This window comes from Bradyrhizobium forestalis, from assembly GCF_002795245.1.
Lineage (GTDB): Bacteria > Pseudomonadota > Alphaproteobacteria > Rhizobiales > Xanthobacteraceae > Bradyrhizobium > Bradyrhizobium forestalis.
Genome location: NZ_PGVG01000027.1, coordinates 42,655 through 61,858, shown reverse-complemented (window position 1 = coordinate 61,858; position 19,204 = coordinate 42,655). Strand labels below are relative to the sequence as shown.

General features: G+C 65.1%; 24 protein-coding genes. 13 read left to right on the top strand and 11 right to left on the bottom strand.

Annotation, left to right across the window (positions count from 1 at the left end; translation table 11 throughout):
- The first annotated feature begins 90 nt into the window (after positions 1-90).
- A complete protein-coding gene (locus CVM73_RS27010) occupies positions 91-462 on the top strand; it encodes a hypothetical protein (protein WP_100234842.1) in 372 nt (123 codons plus the stop codon).
- Positions 463-487: 25 nt separating this feature from the next.
- On the opposite strand, the gene CVM73_RS27005 is transcribed toward CVM73_RS27010, so the two are convergent.
- The 3 genes from CVM73_RS27005 to CVM73_RS27000 all read right to left on the bottom strand — a co-directional run bounded on the left by CVM73_RS27005 (position 488) and on the right by CVM73_RS27000 (position 1,450).
- On the bottom strand, positions 488-706 hold the full coding sequence (locus CVM73_RS27005; protein ID WP_100234841.1) for a hypothetical protein: 219 nt from the start codon (positions 704-706) through the stop codon (positions 488-490).
- Between the two features lie 41 nt (positions 707-747).
- On the bottom strand, positions 748-1,008 hold the full coding sequence (locus CVM73_RS41820; RefSeq protein ID WP_430641320.1) for a GCG_CRPN prefix-to-repeats domain-containing protein: 261 nt from the start codon (positions 1,006-1,008) through the stop codon (positions 748-750).
- Positions 1,009-1,120: 112 nt separating this feature from the next.
- Positions 1,121-1,450: a hypothetical protein gene (locus tag CVM73_RS27000; protein WP_146006665.1), complete on the bottom strand. Its 330-nt coding sequence runs from the start codon at positions 1,448-1,450 to the stop codon at positions 1,121-1,123.
- Positions 1,451-1,620: 170 nt separating this feature from the next.
- Here CVM73_RS27000 and CVM73_RS26995 point away from each other — a divergent pair, with 170 nt between their 5' ends.
- Positions 1,621-2,331, top strand: a complete 711-nt coding sequence (locus tag CVM73_RS26995; RefSeq protein WP_100234839.1) for a response regulator — start codon at positions 1,621-1,623, stop codon at positions 2,329-2,331.
- A gap of 171 nt (positions 2,332-2,502) precedes the next feature.
- A complete protein-coding gene (locus tag CVM73_RS26990; protein WP_245452441.1) occupies positions 2,503-3,729 on the top strand; it encodes a HAMP domain-containing sensor histidine kinase in 1,227 nt (408 codons plus the stop codon).
- A gap of 65 nt (positions 3,730-3,794) precedes the next feature.
- Here the strand turns inward: CVM73_RS26990 and CVM73_RS26985 are convergent, their stop codons facing one another.
- Together CVM73_RS26985 and CVM73_RS26980 are read right to left on the bottom strand one after the other, a co-directional pair.
- On the bottom strand, positions 3,795-5,276 hold the full coding sequence (locus tag CVM73_RS26985) for a caspase family protein (protein WP_100234837.1): 1,482 nt from the start codon (positions 5,274-5,276) through the stop codon (positions 3,795-3,797).
- Between the two features lie 140 nt (positions 5,277-5,416).
- Positions 5,417-6,337: a LysR family transcriptional regulator gene (locus tag CVM73_RS26980; RefSeq protein ID WP_167407084.1), complete on the bottom strand. Its 921-nt coding sequence runs from the start codon at positions 6,335-6,337 to the stop codon at positions 5,417-5,419.
- Between the two features lie 96 nt (positions 6,338-6,433).
- On the opposite strand from CVM73_RS26980, the gene CVM73_RS26975 reads away from it, so the two are divergent.
- Together CVM73_RS26975 and CVM73_RS26970 are read left to right on the top strand one after the other, a co-directional pair.
- The gene (locus CVM73_RS26975; RefSeq protein ID WP_100234835.1) at positions 6,434-6,877 is read left to right on the top strand and encodes a DoxX family protein; all 444 of its coding nucleotides are present in this window, start codon (positions 6,434-6,436) and stop codon (positions 6,875-6,877) included.
- A gap of 231 nt (positions 6,878-7,108) precedes the next feature.
- Complete coding sequence (locus tag CVM73_RS26970; protein ID WP_100234834.1) at positions 7,109-8,086, top strand: NAD(P)-dependent oxidoreductase; 978 nt, start codon at positions 7,109-7,111, stop codon at positions 8,084-8,086.
- 6 nt (positions 8,087-8,092) lie between these two features.
- Here the strand turns inward: CVM73_RS26970 and CVM73_RS26965 are convergent, their stop codons facing one another.
- Positions 8,093-9,259: an ABC transporter substrate-binding protein gene (locus tag CVM73_RS26965; RefSeq protein ID WP_100234833.1), complete on the bottom strand. Its 1,167-nt coding sequence runs from the start codon at positions 9,257-9,259 to the stop codon at positions 8,093-8,095.
- Between the two features lie 328 nt (positions 9,260-9,587).
- Here CVM73_RS26965 and CVM73_RS26960 point away from each other — a divergent pair, with 328 nt between their 5' ends.
- The 5 genes from CVM73_RS26960 (at position 9,588) to CVM73_RS26940 (ending at position 14,559) form a co-directional block, all read left to right on the top strand.
- On the top strand, positions 9,588-11,978 hold the full coding sequence (locus tag CVM73_RS26960; RefSeq protein WP_167407078.1) for a bifunctional diguanylate cyclase/phosphodiesterase: 2,391 nt from the start codon (positions 9,588-9,590) through the stop codon (positions 11,976-11,978).
- Positions 11,979-12,239: 261 nt separating this feature from the next.
- Positions 12,240-13,535 (top strand): MFS transporter, encoded by a 1,296-nt coding sequence (locus CVM73_RS26955; protein ID WP_100234831.1) that lies wholly within the window; start codon positions 12,240-12,242, stop codon positions 13,533-13,535.
- 153 nt (positions 13,536-13,688) lie between these two features.
- A complete protein-coding gene (locus CVM73_RS26950) occupies positions 13,689-13,901 on the top strand; it encodes a hypothetical protein (RefSeq protein ID WP_146006664.1) in 213 nt (70 codons plus the stop codon).
- Between the two features lie 236 nt (positions 13,902-14,137).
- Complete coding sequence (locus CVM73_RS26945; protein ID WP_100234829.1) at positions 14,138-14,323, top strand: hypothetical protein; 186 nt, start codon at positions 14,138-14,140, stop codon at positions 14,321-14,323.
- Entirely contained in the window at positions 14,323-14,559 is a 237-nt protein-coding gene (locus CVM73_RS26940; protein ID WP_100234828.1) for a DUF6894 family protein, read from the top strand. The genes CVM73_RS26945 and CVM73_RS26940 overlap by 1 nt, the downstream gene beginning before the upstream one ends.
- Before the next feature lie 38 nt (positions 14,560-14,597).
- Here CVM73_RS26940 and CVM73_RS26935 read toward each other — a convergent pair whose 3' ends face one another.
- The 3 genes from CVM73_RS26935 to CVM73_RS26925 form a co-directional block, all read right to left on the bottom strand.
- Positions 14,598-14,819 carry a hypothetical protein gene (locus CVM73_RS26935; protein WP_100234827.1) on the bottom strand — a complete coding sequence of 74 codons (222 nt, stop codon included), beginning with the start codon at positions 14,817-14,819 and terminating at the stop codon, positions 14,598-14,600.
- 51 nt (positions 14,820-14,870) lie between these two features.
- Positions 14,871-15,113, bottom strand: a complete 243-nt coding sequence (locus tag CVM73_RS41180; protein ID WP_100234826.1) for a transcriptional regulator — start codon at positions 15,111-15,113, stop codon at positions 14,871-14,873.
- A 96-nt stretch (positions 15,114-15,209) separates the two neighbouring features.
- Complete coding sequence (locus CVM73_RS26925; protein ID WP_100234873.1) at positions 15,210-15,419, bottom strand: cold-shock protein; 210 nt, start codon at positions 15,417-15,419, stop codon at positions 15,210-15,212.
- Between the two features lie 437 nt (positions 15,420-15,856).
- On the opposite strand from CVM73_RS26925, the gene rpsU reads away from it, so the two are divergent.
- Positions 15,857-16,132: a 30S ribosomal protein S21 gene (rpsU, locus tag CVM73_RS26920; RefSeq protein WP_100234872.1), complete on the top strand. Its 276-nt coding sequence runs from the start codon at positions 15,857-15,859 to the stop codon at positions 16,130-16,132.
- Positions 16,133-16,207: 75 nt separating this feature from the next.
- Here the strand turns inward: rpsU and CVM73_RS26915 are convergent, their stop codons facing one another.
- A complete protein-coding gene (locus CVM73_RS26915; RefSeq protein WP_100234825.1) occupies positions 16,208-16,486 on the bottom strand; it encodes a DUF1488 family protein in 279 nt (92 codons plus the stop codon).
- A 127-nt stretch (positions 16,487-16,613) separates the two neighbouring features.
- Complete coding sequence (locus CVM73_RS26910; protein ID WP_100234824.1) at positions 16,614-16,910, bottom strand: hypothetical protein; 297 nt, start codon at positions 16,908-16,910, stop codon at positions 16,614-16,616.
- A 450-nt stretch (positions 16,911-17,360) separates the two neighbouring features.
- Between CVM73_RS26910 and CVM73_RS40735 the strand changes: the two genes are divergently transcribed.
- Both CVM73_RS40735 and CVM73_RS26900 read left to right on the top strand, forming a co-directional pair.
- A complete protein-coding gene (locus CVM73_RS40735; RefSeq protein ID WP_208639247.1) occupies positions 17,361-17,705 on the top strand; it encodes a hypothetical protein in 345 nt (114 codons plus the stop codon).
- Positions 17,706-18,029: 324 nt separating this feature from the next.
- Positions 18,030-19,004 carry an ABC transporter substrate-binding protein gene (locus CVM73_RS26900; RefSeq protein WP_146006663.1) on the top strand — a complete coding sequence of 325 codons (975 nt, stop codon included), beginning with the start codon at positions 18,030-18,032 and terminating at the stop codon, positions 19,002-19,004.
- Positions 19,005-19,204: the final 200 nt, after the last annotated feature.

Genomic DNA, 19,204 nt, shown 5'->3' with positions numbered 1-19,204 from the left:
AACCGCCTCGTCGATCCCGGTCTGGTTCAATATACTGCTCCGCCGGAGCCGATCGGTGCGGTCCCTCGAAGCTCATGGGATGGTCGGGCGATGAAGTGGTTTGCAAGGCGCGAGCCGGCTGACATTTGGGATCAGCCGATCCAGCTTCCGATCGGCGACATCGAGGCCGCCGACCGGATCCGCAACATCTGCGAGGCTGCGAGGGCGAACGCCGAAGCCGCCGGAGCTGCCACGCCGGCCGGCAATCGCGAACGCGAGCGTTATGAACGCGCAGCTCGCGCCGCGATGGAGATCGCGATGAAGATCTCCGACGATCTGATGCGCGACGATGCCGTGCGACGGATCGTGGATCTCTGCATCAAGGCCGGCGACATGAAGACGGCGCAGATCCTCTATCGCGCGATCCAGGCAGCCCGGATCCGCGAGTCCATGCAGAAGGATTATCCCGAGCTCGGGCAATAGCAGCCCCAGGTTTCGCTAGCCGGGTCTATTGCTTGGGTGACTGCGCCTGCGCCGCCTTGAGCGCGCTCTTGCAGCCTTCCGAAAGCCGATCGAATTTGTCGATCATGCACTGCTTGATGCGCCCCGATCCGGGCATGATGCCAGAGCACAACGCCCGCATGTCGGCAGTGCAGGCTTGGCGTATCTCCTGTCGCTGCGCCTGTGCGGAAGACGCGGACGCGGCTGCGACCGCCGCTGTCAGCATTGCTGCGGCCGCGCGTCTCAACTGATGCAGGCTTGGATCCCTCACCATGCGCAGACCCTCCGAACGCCCAGGGGCGCGTCAGTCCACCAGCAGCGGCCGGCATGGGGCGGGATCACGTCGGCGTAAGGCCGATACGCGTAGGGAATGGCGTCGCGCCGACACAGCCCATTGGGTGTGAGGTGCCAGCCGGGTCCGCACCCGCCGCTCACCCGGATCGGATCGTCGGGAGCAAGGTGAGGGGTGGGCGGAAAGCCATAGGCAGCCGAGCCCGCGGCCAGCGCCGCTGCGGTGGCCGCCGCCATGATCGTCAGTCTTGTCATTTGGAATCCATCTTTCAGTTGAAATGGCACCGAGGTTTGCGGCCGCCGGCCGGACCCGGGGGCTGGAAATCAGCCGGCGGCCGCGGCGCGCGGATCAGTAGCGGTATCCGTAGAACGGATAGGCCACGACTGTGCCGCTACGCGTCACGCTGTTGCCGTACGGGCCGGTCGTGGTGCGCGTATAGTCGTAGGCGTGAGGGCCGACGCGCGTGATGCTGCCGGTTCGCGAGACCGTACCTCCGTTCGGCCCGGTTACGGAGGTCGAGCGCGAGCAGGTGCCGCCGGCGCAGCCGCCGCTGGCGCTGCCGTAATAGGTGCCGCGCCGAGTGGTGACGGTGCCGGTGCGGACCCAGGCGTTTGCCTCAGATACGCCGGCCGCGGCCAGCACGGCTGCGAGTGAGGCCGAAGCTAGGATACGTTTCATCAGTTTCTCCCTCTAAAGGGCGCGCCGGCAACAGTCCGGCCGCACCGCATGGGGACACTATTGCCGCGCCTCTTTGCCGCGATATTGCGGGCGAACCCCGATTTGTAACGTTTTGTAACGGCAGCGCGCCGCCTTATTGCCGCCGACGCATTGATCGATAGATCGTCGTCATGGACAAGCGGACGATCATGATCGTGGAAGATGATCGGGAGATCCGGCCATTGCTGGCGGACCTTCTGACGCGCGAGGGTTACGCGACGATTTGCGTCGAAAATGGCGCCGCGATGGATCGTGCGCTGCTGCAGGCCAATCCAGACCTCATCGTGCTCGATATCATGCTGCCGGGCGAAGACGGGCTCTCGATTTGCCGTCGACTGCGTGGCAGAGGTGGTCCGCCGATCGTGATGCTGACCGCCAAGGGTGAGGACGTCGATCGGATCGTCGGCCTCGAGATCGGGGCGGACGATTATCTGCCGAAGCCTTTCAATCCGCGGGAATTGCTTGCACGCATAAAGGCCGTGCTGCGGCGGGTGGGCGGTCCGCTGCAGGGCGGTCTGTCGCGGCGGCTCGGTTTCGGGCGCTTCGTGGCCGATCTCGATGCGCGCAGCCTCGTCGACGACAAGGAAGCGGTCGTCGAACTCACCTCGGCGGAATTCGATTTGCTCGCCTGCTTTCTGGAGCGGCCTAAACGGGTGTTGTCGCGCGACCAGCTCCTCGACTGGACGCGCGGCCGCACTGCGGAGCCCTTTGACCGTGTCATCGACGTGTCGGTCAGCCGCTTGCGCCGCAAGCTCGCCGCCGCCGACCCCAATGCGGTGTTCTCGATCAGAACGGTGCGCAACGGCGGTTACCTGTTCAGTGCAGATGTCCGCACGCTCTGACGAAACTGGTGCAGCATGAGCCGTCTTCGCATTGCCGCCCGCCTCGCCTTCATCGTCGTCGGCGGCATCATTTTCGTGCAAATGCTTTCCGCCGCAATCTGGTTCGTCGAGCAGCGCGGCCGCGGCGAAGCGGGCGGATTTGCTCCGTTCGTCGGCCAGATCGCTGCGCTCGTGCAGGCGCTCGAGAAGGTGCCTCCCGATGCTCGCGATCTGGTGCGGCGCGCGGCAACTACGGCGCGGTTCAAGCCGGTCATTCGATCCGACATGCCGTCCCACAATGTGCATGGCCGGCTCATGGACGGCGCGGAGCAGAGGCTGCGCGCGCTGATCGGAGCACCGGCGGATCGGCTGGTAGCGCTGTCCTTCGTCACCGCGAGGGAAGGCCAGCCGGTAACGCGCTTGCGCGACCTCGTCACCGCGCGCCTGCACGGCGTCATCGGACTTGCCGGCGGCGACTACCTGGAAATCGACGCGGCGGGCGAGCCCGGCCTCCGCCTCCTTGGTATTCCCGTCGGCTTGCTCGCGGGAATTCTCGGATTTGTCGTCGCTCTCATCGCCCTCCTTGCGGTTCGCCGCGAAATCAGGCCGTTGTCGCAGTTGACGGTCGCGGTGGAGCGCTTCGGTACGGCGGCGCAGACTCAGCCGGTCGCCGAACGCGGCGCACCCGACGTGCGCGCCCTGATCCGTGCCGTCAATACCATGCAGGCGCGCATTGCCGAGCTGATGCGCAGCCGTACGCTTGTGCTCGGCGCAATCAGTCACGATTTGCGCACCTATGTGACGCGACTCCGGCTGCGCCTCGAATTGCTGCCCGAGAGTGCGCAACGGGAAAAGGCGGCCGCCGATCTCAACGACATGCAATCGCTGATGGATGACGCGCTCGCCTTTGTGCGCGCCTCCTTCATTGCAGCGCCCGAAGGGACGGTCGATCTCGCCGGCCTCGCGCGAGCGGAATACGAAGCGCGTAAGAGTGCGGGCCAGGCGGTGACGCTGCACTGTTCGGAGCCGTCGCTCATCGTTCGGGGATCGCCCGCCGGCATGGCACGCGTGCTCGCCAATCTCGTCAACAACGCGATCGGCTATGGAGGCGGCGCGGAGATTTCCCTGCAGGCAGCCAAGGAGGCGGTCGAACTCCTGGTCGAGGACCGCGGGCCCGGCATACCCATCGGCGAACGTGCTCTCGTGTTCGACCCGTTCTACCGTCTTGAGATCTCGCGCAATCGCGACAGCGGAGGTGCGGGGCTCGGTTTGACCATCGTGCGCCAGATCGTCGAAAGCAACGGCGGCACCGTCGCCATCGAAGATCGGTCTGGCGGCGGCACGCGCATGCGCGTTCGCCTGCCGCGCGCAACATCAACGGAGTCGACCCGTTCCGAGTCGGCCGTGCCCAACGTCTAGAGCGCGATGAGAGTGGGCATCATCGCGCTTTAATTTATTGCCCAAGCATCAGAACGCGCCGCAGCTCAGTATCTGCGGTGCCCGCCGCCATAATTGTCTCCGCCGCGGCCGCCCATTCCCATGCCGAGGCCAATCCCAACACCGATGCCGATGCCTTGCATGACAGCCTCGGGCGGCGGGCCGCGATCCGGCGGCGGCGCGCGCTCGTAGACCACTTGGTCAGACGGCGGTCGTCGCTTGGGCGGCGTCTCGACCACCTTGCGCTTCGGCGGGGTCTCGTCGACGCGCTTCTTGATGACGGGCGCCACGGCCGGGTTGACCGGGCTAGCCGGAGGCGTGGGCGCCGAGCACGGGCAGGTCGGAGCCATCGCGACCGCGACGGGCGTCGCCGCGGCGGCGACGGGCAAGGCGTAGTTGCGGTTCTGCACGCGCAGCAGCAGCCGGCGCGCGGTTGCCGCGAGATCGCTGTTGTCCCAGTTCGCGAGATAAGCCTCGAACGAGGCGCGAGTGTTGATGGCGGTGGCACGCTCCCACGCCAGCATCTGGCGACGCCGCTCTAGCACCGTGCGCAGCCGCGGCGTACGGGTGTCCTGGGCGTACAGCTCGATATAGGCCTGATACGCCTCCACGGTGTCCTCCGTGATCACGAGCTCATAGGCGACCATGGCCGGCTTGCCCTGCAGAGTCTTGCGCCAGTCTTCGACGCTGCGCGTCCCGCTGGCGAGCGCCATCGCGGATGCGCCGGGAAGAGCGGGCGTGCTGCCGCTGCTCTCGCCGAAGAACTTGAAGTCTGTGGTCAGCGACGAGCTTTCCCAGGGGATCTGCCGCCCGTCAGTCGATTGCGCCACGGCGACGCGGATTCGCTTGAACACTTCCTCGATCGGCAGATTGGGCTGCTTGGCGATGGACAGCGCAGCCGTGGTATAGGGGCTGTCGATGCCGTTGCCGTCCTCGGCCTCGGCGCCGGGCGAGGTCGAATAGGAGATGAAGGAGCCGGGCGCGCCGGCCTTGGTGTCGACGATCGCAAGGCCGTGGCCGGCGCCGCTGAGCGCTGGGAACGGATTGTTGCGGCAGGCGTCGAGCATGAAGATGCGCGCCCGCGTCGGCAGCGCGCCGAGCGTGTTGAGCAGGTCGTTCAGCCGCACGCCCTGCAGCGGAATGTCGGCCTCGCGCTTGGGATCGAGATCAACTGGCACGAGATAATTCTCGCCGTCGATCTGCAGGCCGTGGCCGGCATAGAACACCAAGGCGACGGTGTCGGCGCCGCTGGCGCTGACCTTGCCGGCGAAGTCCGAGATCGCCACGCGCATCTCGGTCTGTGCCAAATTGGCCACGGTGGTGACGGTGAAGCCGGCATTGCCGAGCAGCTCCGTCATGCCCTTGGCGTCGTTGGCGGCATTGGGCAGCTCCGGCACGGTGCGATAGGCCGATTGGCCGATCACCAGCGCAAGCCGCGCTTCGGCGGCGGCCTCCGTTGGCGTCGCCAATTGGGCGAGTGCGAGAAGGCCGGACGCAAGGAACAAATTGCAAAGAACTGGACGGCGCATGATGTCACCTCCATCGGCAATGCGCGCGATGATGTCACTTTTTCTAGGGTGCCGCCATGAGTCCGTCTGTGCGCTAGTTCACGTTGGGCCTGCGACAAAATCAGGCAGGAGGCCTACCAGGCCGGCGCGGCCGTGCGCGGTCACGGCAGTCCGCGATCCCAGGGCGCGACAGGCGCAAAGCGGGCGGCGAGAAAGTCGATGAAGGCGCGCACCTTCGCCGGCGGCCGGCGATCGGGCAGGTAGACCGCATGCACGGCCGAGGTCTGGATCTCCGGCTGGTCGAGCGGCAGCGCGACGAGGGCGCCGCTGCGCAGGTCGTCGGCGATGATGAAGGTCGGCTGCCGCGCGAGGCCAAGGCCGGCCAGCGTCGCCGCGCGCAGCGCATCGCCGTTGTTGGCGCGTAAGGTGCCGCTGACCTGGACGCGGATCTCACCCTCGGCGCCGAACAGCCATTCCGCCGCGCTCGCCTGCTGCGAGAGCGTGTAGCCGAGGCAATTATGCCCGGCGAGGTCGGCGACGCTGCGCGGCGTGCCGTGCCTGGCAAGATAGGAAGGTGCGGCACAGACCACGAGGCGGTTCGGTGCGAGCTTCCGCGCCACCAGGCTGGAGTCGCGCAGGCTGCCGATGCGGATCGCAAGATCCCAGCCTTCCTCGGCGAGGTCGACGAGGCGATCGTTGAGGCCGAGCTCGACGGTGACCTCGGGGTGGGCTGCCGAAAACTCCGCGATCGCAGGCGCAATCTGCCTCGTGCCGAACACGACGGGGACGTTGACGCGCAGCAGCCCGCGCGGCTCGATGCGTTCGCGCGCGATGGCGGCATCGGCAGCCTCCATGTCGGCGAGGATGCGTTCGGCGGATTCCAGATAGCTTCGTCCAGCCTCGGTGATGGAGAGCCGTCGGGTTGTGCGATGGAACAGTTTTGTGCCGAGCCGCGCCTCCAGCGAGGCGACATGCTTGGTCACCATAGTCTGCGACAGGCCCATGGCCCGGGCAGCACCAGAGAGGCTGCCGGCCGCGGCAACCCTCGCGAAAACCTCCAGGCTGGTCAGGCGGTCGAGCAAAGTCAATCTCACTCTGCTAGTGTGGAGTATATTTCGAAAATAGCAGATTATCATCGATTTGAGAATAGATCATGGTGCGTCGCAAAGGAGACCGCCATGATCGATTCCCGTACCGCCCCTTACGCCGCGCTGGTGCTGCGCGTGACCCTGGGCGCGCTGTTCCTCGCCCATGCCAGCCTGAAGGTGTTCGTGTTCACCCCCGCCGGCACCGCAAAATTCTTCGGCAGCCTCGGCTTCCCGCCCGAGCTCGCCTATGTCGTCATGACGGTCGAGGTGCTGAGCGGCGTCGCCCTGATCCTGGGTGTCTGGACCCGCTACGCCGCGCTGGCCGGCATCCCGATCCTGCTCGGCGCGATCTTCACCGTGCACGGCGCGGCCGGCTTCTTCTTCACCAACCCGAAGGGCGGTTGGGAATTCCCAGCCTTCTGGGCGATCGCGCTGGCCGCGCAGGCCCTGCTCGGCGACGGCGCCTACGCGCTGCGTCCCTCGCGCGATGTCGAGGCCGCAAGCGCCCAATTGAGCGGCGCACATTCGCGCTGACCTCATCGATCGTCGAAATGCGAAAGCTGCGGGATTGCCATCCCGCAGCTTTTTCGTGTCGGTGCGCCACCGATCTGCGCCTGCCTGATCGGCTACGTGCCGATCGGGCAGACGGCGAGGCCGGCCATGGGCTATCTTGGGCTCTTGATGCTGTGGCTGCTCGTCATCGCCTTCGTGCCATGGCTCTCGACCGCGTTGCCGCGCGCGTTCGGCTATTGAAGGAGTTTTGTCGTGAAGGTCCTGCTCGCGCACACCCCGGAGATGCGGCGGAACTATTACGGCGATCGCAGCCTGAACGGCCTGCGCACGGCCGCCGAGATGATCCTGCACGAGGGCAATGAGCCGCTGGACGCCGCCGGTCTCGTGCACGCGGCAAGGGATGCCGACATCATCGTCGCCGATCGCATGACGGAAGGCCGCGGCGAGATCTTTGCGCAACTGCCGCATCTGCGCGCCTTCGTCCGCTGCGCCGTCGACATCCGCAACGTCAATGTGGATGCGGCTTCGCAAGCCGGCGTGCTCGTGACCCGTGCCGGGCCGGGCTTCGTGCAGGCGGTCGCCGAGCTCGCGCTCGGCTTCATCGTCGACCTCTCCCGCGGTGTGTCGAGAACGACGGCCGACTACCAGGCCGGCCGCAAGCCTGAAGCGCGGATGGGCCGCCAGCTCGCCGGCAGCCGGATCGGCATCATCGGCTATGGCAGCATCGGGCGCTATCTTGCCGAGATCGCAAAAGTGCTGCGCATGGAGGTGCTGGTCTCTGATCCCTTCGCAACCGTCAGCGATGCCGCGATCCGGCAAGTCGGCCTCGACGAGCTCCTCGCCGCATCGGACTATGTCGTCTGCCTTGCCATCGCCAACGAGCAGACCGAGAACCTGATCGGCGACGCGGCGCTGGCGCGGATGCAGAGGCATGCCGTCTTCGTCAATCTCTCGCGCGGCAATCTCGTCGACGAGGCGGCGCTTGCGCGCGCGCTGCGCGAGAACCGCATTGCCGGCGCGGCGATGGATGTCGGCCGCGCGCCCGACCAGATGCCGACCCCGGAGCTGGCGAAACTCCTCAACGTCATCGCCACGCCGCATGTCGGCGGCCTGACCCCGCAGGCGATCGAATACCAGTCGCTGGAAACCGTGCGGCAGGTCGAGGCGATCGTCAAAGGCGAGGTCCCGCCGGGCGCTGTCAACGCCGAACGCTGGACGCGCCGCCCGTGAAGGGCTCTACAGCCGGTCCACCGCCTTGAACGTCCCGTCCTTCTGGATCACCGTCAGGAAGACCCTGGGCGGCGTGTCGATCATGCGTGTGCCGACGGTGACGGTGTTGCCGCTGATGTCGAAACGGCCGATGTCGTTGATGGCGCGTAGCAGGCTCGCGCGCGTCGGATTGGGGCCTGCCTTTTCCAGCGCCGCGGCCGCGAGGCGGCCGGAGAGATAGCCCTCCAGCGACACGAAATCCGGCGTCAGCGTCGGATCGAACGCCGCCTGCGCCGCCTGATAGTCGGCGACGAGCTTGAGCGAGCGGTCCCAGGGAAACGGCACGACCTGCGAGACGATGACCCCTTCGCCCTCAGGGCCGAGCTCGGTGGCGAGCGCATTGGCGCCGACGAAGGAGATGTTGACGAAGGTCGGATAGAAGCCGCTGCGGTGCGCGAGCTTGATGAACTCCGCACAGGGCCCGTAGGTCCCGACCATCACGATGGCCTCTGGTTCGGCGCGCTTGATCATCCGCCAGGCCGCGGCGACCGCGCGGGTGTTGCGCTCGAAGGTGCCTTCGGCGGCGAGCTCGAGGCCACGCCTGGCGAGCGCACGCTTCACGCCAAGCAGACCATCGCGGCCGAAGGAATCGTCCTGGTAGAAGATGCCGATGCGGGTGAACTTGCGATCCTCGGTGAGATGCTTGATCCAGGCCTCCGCCTCCGCGCCGTAGCTCGCGCGGATGTTGACCACGTTCGGAAGTTCGAGGTCGCGCAGGAACTCGGCGCCGGTGAAGGGGCCGATGAAAGGAATGTTCTTGGCACTGGTGATCGGAATCGTTGCCATGGCGGTCGGCGTGCCCACCGCGCCGATCAGCGCGAACACCTTGTCGTCCTCGATCAGGCGCAGCGTCTGCGCTACGGAACGGTCGGGGTCGTAGCCGTCGTCGCGGCTGATGAGCTGGAGCTTGCGGCCGTGGACGCCGCCCTTGGCGTTGATCTCGGTGAACGCCGCGACGATGCCTTGCCGCATGCGCTGTCCGAGCGCGGAGGAGGGGCCTTCCAGCGCGGCGGCCTGGCCGAACAGGATCGCATCCTCGCTGACGCCGGCCTCCTCGCTCCTGGCCGCGAGCGTGGTCGCGGCGAGGAGCACGACGGTCAGGACGACGGATCTCGCTGCTCGAAATCGATGCATCGGGAGTTTTTTGCCGGATCGTTGGAAGAAATCTCGAGCAAAATATCCTCGCGAGCCTGAATAGCTTGCTAAGCGGCACTGTCTCGAAGGACCGTAGTACTCCGGGTAAAACCGGTAATTTGTTTCCACAATGCCGGCTCGTTCGCAGACTTCGTTAACTAATTTCCGCATTGCAAAACGATCGGGTTCCGAAATTGTGCAGTTCTTAACCGCCGTCTTGTTCCGATAGCGACGCCGGAACCTCAACCAGAGGTTCGGTTCGTCGCGGATAGGGGACAGCGGCTTCGAGATGGGCGGTCGCGATCAGAACGATCAGAATCGGAGGCGCATGGCCGGATGGTGGCGCGCCGCGCCGCTGCTCGGGCTCTATCGCCCGGCGCTCGTCGCCGTCGGCGTCGGCCTTCTGTTCTCGATCGTGGGCGCTGCCGCCGTGGCGCGATGGGAAGATCGCGTCAACAGGATCGAGTTCGAGAACGCGGCCGAGACCCAGGCGATCGTCATGCAGAACGGCATGAACGAGTACATATCGAGGCTTCTCGCGTTGCGCACGCTGTTCGAATCGACCAGCGACGAAGTCACCCGCAGCGAATTCGAGACCTTCAGCGCCCGCCTGTTCGAGCGCCATCCCGGCATGCTGCGCATTGCCTGGTTGCCGCGCGTCAGCCGCAAGGAGCGCGCGGAATACGAGACCGCCGCGATCAGGGACGGCGTGTCCAGTTATCGCATCAAGTCGCTGCAGGGCGAGAATTTCGCCACTGCGCCGCAGAGCGACGAATATTTTCCGGTGTTCTACTCGACTCAGCCGAAGACCTCGTCGGTCTACGGCATGGACTACACGACCGTTCCGGAGCGCCAGGCGGTGCTGGAGCGCGCGCGTGACAACGATCGCGTCGCGGCCATTCGCACGCGCCTGTTCGAGCCGAAGGAGGGCGGCCGGCCGCCCGACGTCCTCGTCGCCATTCCCGTCTACGCCAAGGGAACATCGCGCGAGGAGATCGCGGACCGGCGCCGCAATCTCGCCGGCTTCGTGGTCGGCATCTTCGACCTGCCGCTGCTGATCCAGTCCATTCGCGTGACCACCGGAGCAAGCCCCGCGGTCAACATGAACGTCTTCCCGCCCTTCACGGCGCAGATCGTCAGCCTGGAGGAAACGCTGCCGGATTATTCGTCGGCCGCCACGGCGTTGCGGTCGATGCGCGACATCGCACGGGTCGTGCACTGGTCGGGCAGTCTCAGGATCGGGGACACCGATTGGCAGGTGCGGGCGGTTCCTACCGCCGGCGGTCCGCTGGCGACGACTTACGATCGCGCGGTCGCGGTCCTCACCGTCGGCATGCTGCTGACGCTGTCGCTGTCGACCTATCTGATGCTCGCAAGCCGCAATTCGCGGCGGCTGTCGCTGGCGAACCGGCGGGTGCTCGAGCTCGCCCAGACCGACATCCTCACCGGGCTGCCGAACCGCGCCTTCTTCCTCACCCGGCTCGACGAGATGAACAGCCAGTTGAGCGTGAGGGGCCTGCCCTTCTCGATCCTGATGCTCGATCTCGACCGCTTCAAGAACGTCAACGACTCCCTCGGTCACGCAGCCGGCGATGCACTGCTGCGCCAGGTGGCGCAGCGGCTGAAATCCGCAGTGCGCGCCAGCGACGTGCTGGCGCGGCTCGGCGGCGACGAATTCGCCATCATCCAGGAAGCCGGCGAGGATCAGCGCGCCTGCTCGACCGAGCTGGCGGCGCGGATCGCCAAGCTCGTGAGCGAACCGTTCCTGCTGCCCGGACACCGCGTCGAGATCGGCACCAGCATCGGCATCGCGATCGCGCCGGATCACGGCAGCGATCAGGAGCAGCTCCTGAAGAAGGCGGATCTCGCGCTCTATCGTTCGAAATCGGCCGGCCGCAACTGCTTCACCATCTACGACGAGGCGATGTCGGCCGAGCTGGAGGCCCGCAACACGCTGGAAGGAGATCTGCGCGACGCCATCGCGCGCTGCCAGCTGGAGGTGCACTACCAGCCGTTCGTCGACGCCCTCAGCGGCGCACGACGCGGCTTCGAGGCGTTGGTGCGCTGGCGGCATCCGTCGCGCGGACTGATCCCGCCGGACCAGTTCATTGCGCTCGCGGAGGAGACCGGGCTGACCGTGCCGCTCGGCGAATTCGTGCTGCGGCGCGCCTGCGCGGCCGCCGCCGGCTGGCCCTCCGATCTCATGGTCGCCGTCAATTTGTCGCCGATCCAGTTCAAGGAAGCCGAGCTGTTCGAAATGATCTGCGCGGCGCTCGCCGATTCCGGCCTGCCGCCGCAGCGGCTGGAGATCGAGATCACGGAATCCGTGCTGCTGGAGCGCGCCGTCGAGAACCACGCCTTCATGGAGCGGCTGAAGCGCCACGGCATCGAGCTCGCGCTCGACGATTTCGGCACCGGCTATTCCTCGCTCAGCTACCTGACTGCGTTTCCGTTCGACAAGATCAAGATCGACAAGTCGTTCATCCGCAACCTCACGCATCAGCCGCGCTCTTCCGCCATCATCTCCTCGATCGTGACGCTGGCGCGCGGACTGGACATGTCGGTCACCGCCGAAGGCGTCGAGACGCGCGAGGAATTCGAGCGGCTGAAGGCGCTCGGCGTCAATTTTGCGCAAGGCTATCTGTTCGGCCGGCCGCAGCCGATCGAGCGGATCCTGTTCGACGCGCCGGTCAAATCGTCAGAGCTCGACGCCGCCTGAGCGCACGCCTCGTCCTTCGAGACGCGCGTTCCGCGCTCCTCAGGATGAGGCTAGGCAGCATCGGTGCTCGTTGAAACTGCTGCCGCACACTCCGTCCTCATCCTGAGGAGCCCGCCTAAAGCGGGCGTCTCGAAGGATGGGCTGCAGGGAAACCGCTCTGAAATGCGGTAGCTCCACCGCTCAGCGGGCATGCATGAAAAGCGCTTGACCCGGACATGCCCAGATGGTCCGAAGGATCGTCCAGGGATGAAACACTCAAAAATGCGGCTTCCGTTCTTCTACGGCTGGGTCGTGGTCGCCGTGACCTTCGTCACGATGGCCATCGGCGTCAACGCGCGCACCGCCTTTTCATTGTTCTTTCCGCCCATCATCTCCGAGTTCGGCTGGGAGCGCGGCGTCACTGCGGGCGCCTTCTCATTCGGCTTCGTGGTGTCGGGCGTGGTCAGCCCGCTGATCGGCCGCCTGATGGATCGCGCGGGCCCGCGCGCGGTGATGGAGCTCGGTGTCGTGCTGATGGGCGGCGGGCTGCTGCTGGCACCGCTGACCAGCGCGCCCTGGCATCTCTATGTGACCATGGGCGTCATGGTCGGCGCCGGCAGCGTCTGTCTCGGCTATTCCGGCCAGTCGCTGTTCCTGCCGAACTGGTTCATCCGCAAGCGCGGCTTCGCCATCGGTATCGCCTTCGCCGGCGTCGGCATCGGCTCGGTGACGCTGCTGCCATGGGTACAGCACCTGATCGAGCAAACCGGGTGGCGCACCGCCTGCACCGCGATGGGACTGCTCGTCCTGATCGTGCTGGCGCCGATCAATCTGTTGCTGCGCAAGCGCCCCGAGGACATCGGCCTTCAGCCGGACGGCGATGCTGCGCCGGCCGCAGGCGCCGCAAAATCCGTCTCCAACATCGTCGATCCCGTCTGGACCGGCACCGAATGGACGCTGCGACGCGCCGTGGCGACGGCGCGTTTCTGGTGGATCGCGCTGGGCTATTTCTGCGGCCTCTACATTTGGTACGCGGTGCAGGTGCACCAGACCAAATTCCTGCTCGACATTGGCTTCAGTCCCAGCGCTGCGGTGTGGGCGCTCGGCATCGTCAGCCTGCTCGGCATTCCCGGCCAGATCGTGCTGGGGCATGTCTCCGACCGCATTGGCCGGGAGTGGGTCTGGGCGATCGGCTGCGCAGGTTTTGTCGTCTGCTTCGCTGCGTTGATCGCGCTGAAGTATCAATCGTCGCTCTGGCTGGTTTATCTCATGGTGTTCACGCAAGGCGCGCTCGGCTACGGCCTCACCTCGATCATGGGCGCGGTGGTGTTCGAGGTTTTCCAGGGCAGGCACCAGGGCAGCATCTTCGGCACGATCATGCTGGCGGCGCTGGCGGGTGGTGCGGCCGGACCGTGGGTGACGGGCTTGCTCTATGATCGCGCCGGCGACTACACGCTGGCTTTTGCCGTCGCAATGATCGTGAGCGGATTGTCGGCGCTCTCGATCTGGCGGGCATCGCCGGGCAAGGTGCGCGCCGTAGCCGGGCGGCTGCACAAGCCCAAACCGGGATTTCAATAGGTTCCGGACGCCAAGATACCTTCAGTGTTTTCGCCGGACGTTAAGCATGTCGCGTCTTGGCGCGGCGCGGCGGAACGGCAAAAACATCTTGGACACCATCGGAGCGTTAGCCTCGGCCGATTGCCGCATTTCCCGATGCCGTCGGGTCAGACGATGTCCGCCTCCGATCGCCTTGTGACGGAAATTCCGGACGTGCTGGCCGAGCTCGGCTGCGACATCGTTCAGGGCTTCCTCTACGCACCCGCGCTGGCGCCGGTTGCCTTCGAGCGCTGGCTGATCGAGCACTGCGCCGAGCAGGCGAGGGCGATGCTGAGGCGGCTCGACCTGGCGCCCGCGGGCGGGGCTGCGGTGAAGCGGTCGGCGTAGGCGCCTTTGAGCGATATTCCCGGCCGATAGGAACGCATCAGCGACCGGCGGTTTGGTCTTTGACGTCCGCCGGAGGGGACGGCGGAGCACAGGGCGATCCGCGGGCGGATCTGCTCGACGGACCGCGTGCGAATTGATCGGTCCAAGCGCAGCAAGCCGATCCGAGAATGGGCTGGGCCCCAAGCCGCCGCCGCCACCGGCGGACTTCGAATCACTGGAGACAGGGAGGACAAGCAATGAGACGGCATTCCCAATCGCATGCAGCGAAGGAGGCGAACAAGCTCTTCAAGCAGACCGCGACCAAGCCCGCGACCGATTACGAGAAAGCGGAGCAGGCTTTCCACGCAAATCGGGAGCGATTGAAGGCTGAACGGCTGGCGCGGGAGGCTGAACGACGACGCCAGTCCGAGAGGACGACCTAGTGTCGCAATTCTACTTCGACATCTGGGATGGTGAAGCGCTCGTCGTAGACGAAGAAGGCCTGGATTTGGCCGGCCGGCGAGCCGCGGAGATCGAGGCGGCGCTGTCACTTGCCGACATTGCCAAACAGCTCGAGCCGTTCGCCAGCAGCGATGGCGTCGCCATCAATGTTCGGGATGCGAGCGGCCCCGTCTTGAGAGCGACATTCGTCGACGAAAGAGTTCGACGAGCCGATTGAGACCGCCAAAAGTGCTCTCGCTCACGTGCCTGCACTGACTAGAGCATCGATAGCACGACAATGCCGTCCTCGAGCTCGCCTGAAGCCAGGCGCGCCCGCGCCATACGCTCGAACTCCGTTCGATGCTTCTGGAGATAGCTGAAGGCCTGCTTCTGCGTGTTGAAGGTCGTGGCAAGCCGGCACATCTGCCGATTTGGGCCGGACGCGAGAAAGAAGGTGATGGTCCCTTGGTCTGGCTTGATTTTAGGCACGATCTGCACTCTCCGGCATGTGATCGGCACTTCAGATTTCGCCGGCGGCGTCGAAGACGACTATCGCGCCGGCTTCCTTGAACGCTTCCTGAGCGTGGGCGCTGGCGAAGCCGCTCGAAGAGCTTCATCAGCTGCTTCCTTCGCCTCGCGTACCTCTCGGAGCCGCGCCATGTTCTTGCGAACCTCGATGGCTTGCCTTTCGACGTCTGCCAATGCCCGCGCTCCCTCTTCAGCGGCCAGGCGCTTGCGATCGGAACGCGCAATGCTTTCGGGTGACGGCTCTGCCGGTTTCTTGGTGCTCATCGTTCACCCGGATCCGCCACGGCTAAACCCGCTCAATCCCGGGATTGAGCGGGCAGAGCAACCGTTTCAGTACATCCGTGAAACGGCGCCACGATATCAAGCCAGCGAGAGGTTCTCAGCGCTGACTTTGCCTCGCATCTTGTCGGTCTTGATCTCGAAATTGACCTTTTGGCCCTCTGCGAGACCCGCAAGACCGGCTCTTTCAACGGCGCTGATGTGAACGAACACATCGTTGCCGCCGTCGCTCGGCTGAATGAAACCGAAGCCCTTTTGGCCATTGAACCACTTGACTGTACCTGTCGTCATTTTCTTCTCCAAAGCGCGCGAGCGCATCCCGCGCGACAATCACGCGGTTAACTTCAACTTCGTCGATGTCTTTGGAAAAGGAGCCCGCGGGCGCATTCAACAAGGCACAGCGGCTAATCGAACGGGCCCAATATATATGACTTTCACGGTTTTGCAAGGAGCGAAGCCGGTTTGTTGTCCGCGAGGCAGCTCCTGTGTTGCGATCGAGGCGCCTTGCGTGTGTCCGTCGACCTGCAAGCAGGACGTTATCGATTGACAGCGCTGCACGACGGTGGTCACGTTGACGCCACCAAGCTGCTCGCTGTGACAAGCAGTCGGCTCGTCCGAAGCTGCGACGAATGTCGCCGCTGCTATCCTCAACAATCGCAATGAAGCTCCTGCGCAATTGGCTGCCCTGCAGGACGTCTCGCATTCGCAGCCCGAGCCAGGAGGATCATTTGCACGTACTCGTCAGAGACAACAATGTTGAGCAGGCACTTCGCGTTCTCAAGAAGAAGATGCAGCGCGAGGGCGTCTTCCGGGAAATGAAGCAGCGCCGGTCCTACGAAAAGCCGTCCGAGAGAAAGACCCGCGAGAAATCCGAGGCCATTCGCCGCGCCCGCAAGCTCGCCCGGAAGCAGGCGATCAGGGAGGGATTGCTGCCTGCGCCACCGAAAAAGAAGCCTTTCGAGCGCAAGCCGCCCTTGCCGGAGATCAAAGCAAGGTCGGAGTAGAAGCGATCTTGGTTCCGGATCTCATGCCATGACGCCGCGGAAAAGCCCGATCAAGCTGTCGCGGCTGCTGCATTCCTATGGCCTGAAATCGATGCCTCGAAGCACGATGCCCGGCGGCGTGCCTTCGAACTCCGTGGCGCGATATTTGCTCGCGGCGCATGCTTCGATGCGATCCCGTAGACGGGCGAATTGGGCTTCCCGCTGCTCCGGCCTGACGCGCGGGCCCTGCTCGAGATCGTCCATCGCGGAGGTCGAGATCGCACAAGGAATCTCCCTGGCGCCGTCATGCATCGAGAACCGGACGATCATCCGGTCGTATTCGTGGCCAATGAAGCGGCCGCTGGTCAGGGTCATGGCTTACTCCGTTGCGTGTTCGCTTCTCGGCGAGTTCGCACCATCCAATCATTGACCGGGGCCGCGCGTCCGCTTCCCGGCTCGCGGAGCATGCACGTGTCGAGAATGCAGGCGGCCGTCGCTCGCCTCAGCCGTCGCCGGACAGCCGGGCGAAATCGTCGAACAGCGCCGACACCAGCGCGCGGTGGCGCGTGTCCTCTGCCGGAAGACTCGCAGCATAGAGGTTGAGCAGATGGCGCGCCTTCACCGCGGCTTCCTGCCAGGACGCAGCGGGCACCGTCATCATGCGGTGTTCGAGATCGGCCTCGCGCTCGCGCAGCTCTCTGACATGGGCCTCGACCTCGGCCAGCGCGCGGCGCAGGTCGGTGGCCTTTTGCGCGGCCATGCCGCGGCGCTTGTCGAGATCGACCGGCTGGTCAGTCATCGGCGATGATCGCGTCTGCAGCTTGCGCATTCGCAAGATCGGCAGAGCTGATGCGGAAGGGATGCCTGAACGAGACGGATTTTCGCCGCGAGCGGATGGTCATGCACGCCTGCCTTTCGCGAGTGAAGCCCCAACTGCTGCCGGCTTCTGTAAGCATGCGCCTTCGGCACGGCAATAGCCAGCACTATCGTCTCCGCACCGGCAAACGCTAGTGTCGCGGTGCGACGGCGAGAGGCACTTTACGCTCGCTATTGGTTCGGCGCAGGCGTAGGGTCGTTGCCATCACCGCGCATCTCGACGGCTTCGATCGGTGACTGAGGGCACGTGTGCTCCCGCCGAAGGCTGCGCAGGAGCGTTCGATGTCGCGTGTTCGCATGTCGGAATGGATCGTGCCGCCCGTGATCGTTCCGCTGTTCCTTCTGCTTCTCATATGCGGAGCCGCGGTCCTCAATGGCTAGGACAACACGCGTGCCGTATCTGGTCAGCGGGACCAACGAATACGGCAGCTCCAATCTCGGCCGCGGAACTGCGACGGTCGCATTACGCCTTGCGGAAAAACTGCTGCGCGAGGGCTACATGGATGTCAGGGTCTGCACCCCGCGCGGCCGGGTCCTGCAGCCGAATGAATTCGACGAACTCAAGCCAGCAAAGGAGAGCGACATGGCAAAGGGCCAGCAACGCGGCAATCGCGAAGCTAAGAAGCCGAAGAAGGACAAGGCCAAGGTGATCGCCGCGGCCCCGTCCCGCAAGGAAGCAGCCTGGCAGCCGGACTTCGGACCTGCAAAGAAGAAGTAACGAGGAGCCGAGACCGGGCAGGCAATGAGAGAGCCCAAGGCGACGTCGACACGTGGACCGCCGCTCCCCCGATGCACGAAGCAAGAGGTTGCGTTCAGGGGACCGTTGCTCGAGGTCCACGCGTCGGATTTCCGCGGATCGGCCTTCGGCCGGCATTCAATCGGAAGAGCCGCAGGCGCGTCACGACAACGAGGAGATGGGCTTCTGAGCTGACGCGGAAACCAGCGTGATCACCGAGCAGGGGCTGGCACATACTGGCGCGGCGGATTAGGCTTCCGTCCACCGATTTTCCAGTGCCACGGTCGTTGTCGGGGGAGACGCCAGGTGAGAAGGCGAGACGTCGTGTTGGGGGGCGCGGCCGCGGCGCTGCTCTTGCGCGGGGCGAATGCCCAGACCCGCAGTGGGCTACCACCCCGGCTCGGTATTCTTCGCTATGGGGGACAACCGACCGATGAGGCGCTTGGACCTTTCCTCGCGGGCATGAGCGCGCTCGGCTATGTGGAAGGCAAAACGATCATCTACGATTATCGTCATGCCGACAACGACGAGAGCCGGCTCGCCTCTCTCGCGGCCGAGCTCGTCGCGACCAAGCCGGCCATCATGATGGCTTTCGGGGGCGATATCGCGCCCTATGTGCGGGATGCCGCGAAGAACTTTCCGATCGTATTTTCCGTCAGTGCCGACCCCGTCAAGCTCGGGCTCGTGGCCAGCCTGAGCCGGCCGCAGCGCAATGCGACCGGCGTAACTTTCCTGCACGACGAACTCGGCTCGAAGCGGCTGCAGCTTCTGAAGGAAGCGGTGCCGCGCCTCTCTCATGTCGCGTTCCTGTGGAATCCGAACCACCTCGACAACGAGCTCGACGATACGCAGCGGGCCGCCCGATCCCTCGGGATCAAGCTGCTGTCGCTGCCGGTTCGGACCGTCGACGAGCTCTCGCCTGCTCTCGATCAAGCCACGGCCGCTCAAGCCGATTCAGTCTACGTCGTCACGTCGACGCTGATGGTGAACCTGATGCCGCGCATCGTCGGCTATGCAGAGCAGCGTCGGTTGCCGTTGATCGGCGGCTGGGGCGCCTGGGCATCTGCGGGTGGACTGATGTCCTACGGTCCCGACGTCAACGTGATGGTGAGGCGCACGGCGACCTACGTCGACAAGATCCTGAAGGGAGCGCAGCCGTCCGATCTTCCGGTAGAGCAGCCGACCAAGTTCCTGCTGACCATCAGCATGAGGGCGGCCAAAGCGCTCAACCTCGTCATCCCCGAGAGCTTTCTGATCGGCGCCGATCAGGTGATCGACTGATCCGCCCGACATCGAATGCCTCCAGCGGGCGCGCGCTTTCACAAACGCACGATGGGCGGACGACGAGTTGTCGAGATATTGAACGGAGATCGCGCGAGAGGAATCGAGATCCGTTGAAATCTCTTGTGAAAACGTTCCGTGACGATGGATGCGGCGAGGGGCACACGGCTACGGTTCCAACGCGCAAGTCTGGACCGTCG

Bases quoted from the DNA above. Each gene is read 5' to 3' on its own strand.
- CVM73_RS27010 (WP_100234842.1), top strand. From the start codon at position 91: ATGAAGTGGTTTGCAAGGCGCGAGCCGGCTGACATTTGGGATCAGCCG.
- CVM73_RS27005 (WP_100234841.1), bottom strand. From the start codon at position 706: ATGCTGACAGCGGCGGTCGCAGCCGCGTCCGCGTCTTCCGCACAGGCG.
- CVM73_RS41820 (WP_430641320.1), bottom strand. From the start codon at position 1,008: ATGGCGGCGGCCACCGCAGCGGCGCTGGCCGCGGGCTCGGCTGCCTAT.
- CVM73_RS27000 (WP_146006665.1), bottom strand. From the start codon at position 1,450: ATGAAACGTATCCTAGCTTCGGCCTCACTCGCAGCCGTGCTGGCCGCG.
- CVM73_RS26995 (WP_100234839.1), top strand. From the start codon at position 1,621: ATGGACAAGCGGACGATCATGATCGTGGAAGATGATCGGGAGATCCGG.
- CVM73_RS26985 (WP_100234837.1), bottom strand. From the start codon at position 5,276: ATGCGCCGTCCAGTTCTTTGCAATTTGTTCCTTGCGTCCGGCCTTCTC.
- CVM73_RS26975 (WP_100234835.1), top strand. From the start codon at position 6,434: ATGATCGATTCCCGTACCGCCCCTTACGCCGCGCTGGTGCTGCGCGTG.
- CVM73_RS26965 (WP_100234833.1), bottom strand. From the start codon at position 9,259: ATGCATCGATTTCGAGCAGCGAGATCCGTCGTCCTGACCGTCGTGCTC.
- CVM73_RS26960 (WP_167407078.1), top strand. From the start codon at position 9,588: ATGGCCGGATGGTGGCGCGCCGCGCCGCTGCTCGGGCTCTATCGCCCG.
- CVM73_RS26955 (WP_100234831.1), top strand. From the start codon at position 12,240: ATGCGGCTTCCGTTCTTCTACGGCTGGGTCGTGGTCGCCGTGACCTTC.
- CVM73_RS26950 (WP_146006664.1), top strand. From the start codon at position 13,689: ATGTCCGCCTCCGATCGCCTTGTGACGGAAATTCCGGACGTGCTGGCC.
- CVM73_RS26945 (WP_100234829.1), top strand. From the start codon at position 14,138: ATGAGACGGCATTCCCAATCGCATGCAGCGAAGGAGGCGAACAAGCTC.
- CVM73_RS41180 (WP_100234826.1), bottom strand. From the start codon at position 15,113: ATGAGCACCAAGAAACCGGCAGAGCCGTCACCCGAAAGCATTGCGCGT.
- CVM73_RS26925 (WP_100234873.1), bottom strand. From the start codon at position 15,419: ATGACGACAGGTACAGTCAAGTGGTTCAATGGCCAAAAGGGCTTCGGT.
- CVM73_RS26915 (WP_100234825.1), bottom strand. From the start codon at position 16,486: ATGACCCTGACCAGCGGCCGCTTCATTGGCCACGAATACGACCGGATG.
- CVM73_RS26910 (WP_100234824.1), bottom strand. From the start codon at position 16,910: ATGACTGACCAGCCGGTCGATCTCGACAAGCGCCGCGGCATGGCCGCG.
- CVM73_RS40735 (WP_208639247.1), top strand. From the start codon at position 17,361: ATGGCTAGGACAACACGCGTGCCGTATCTGGTCAGCGGGACCAACGAA.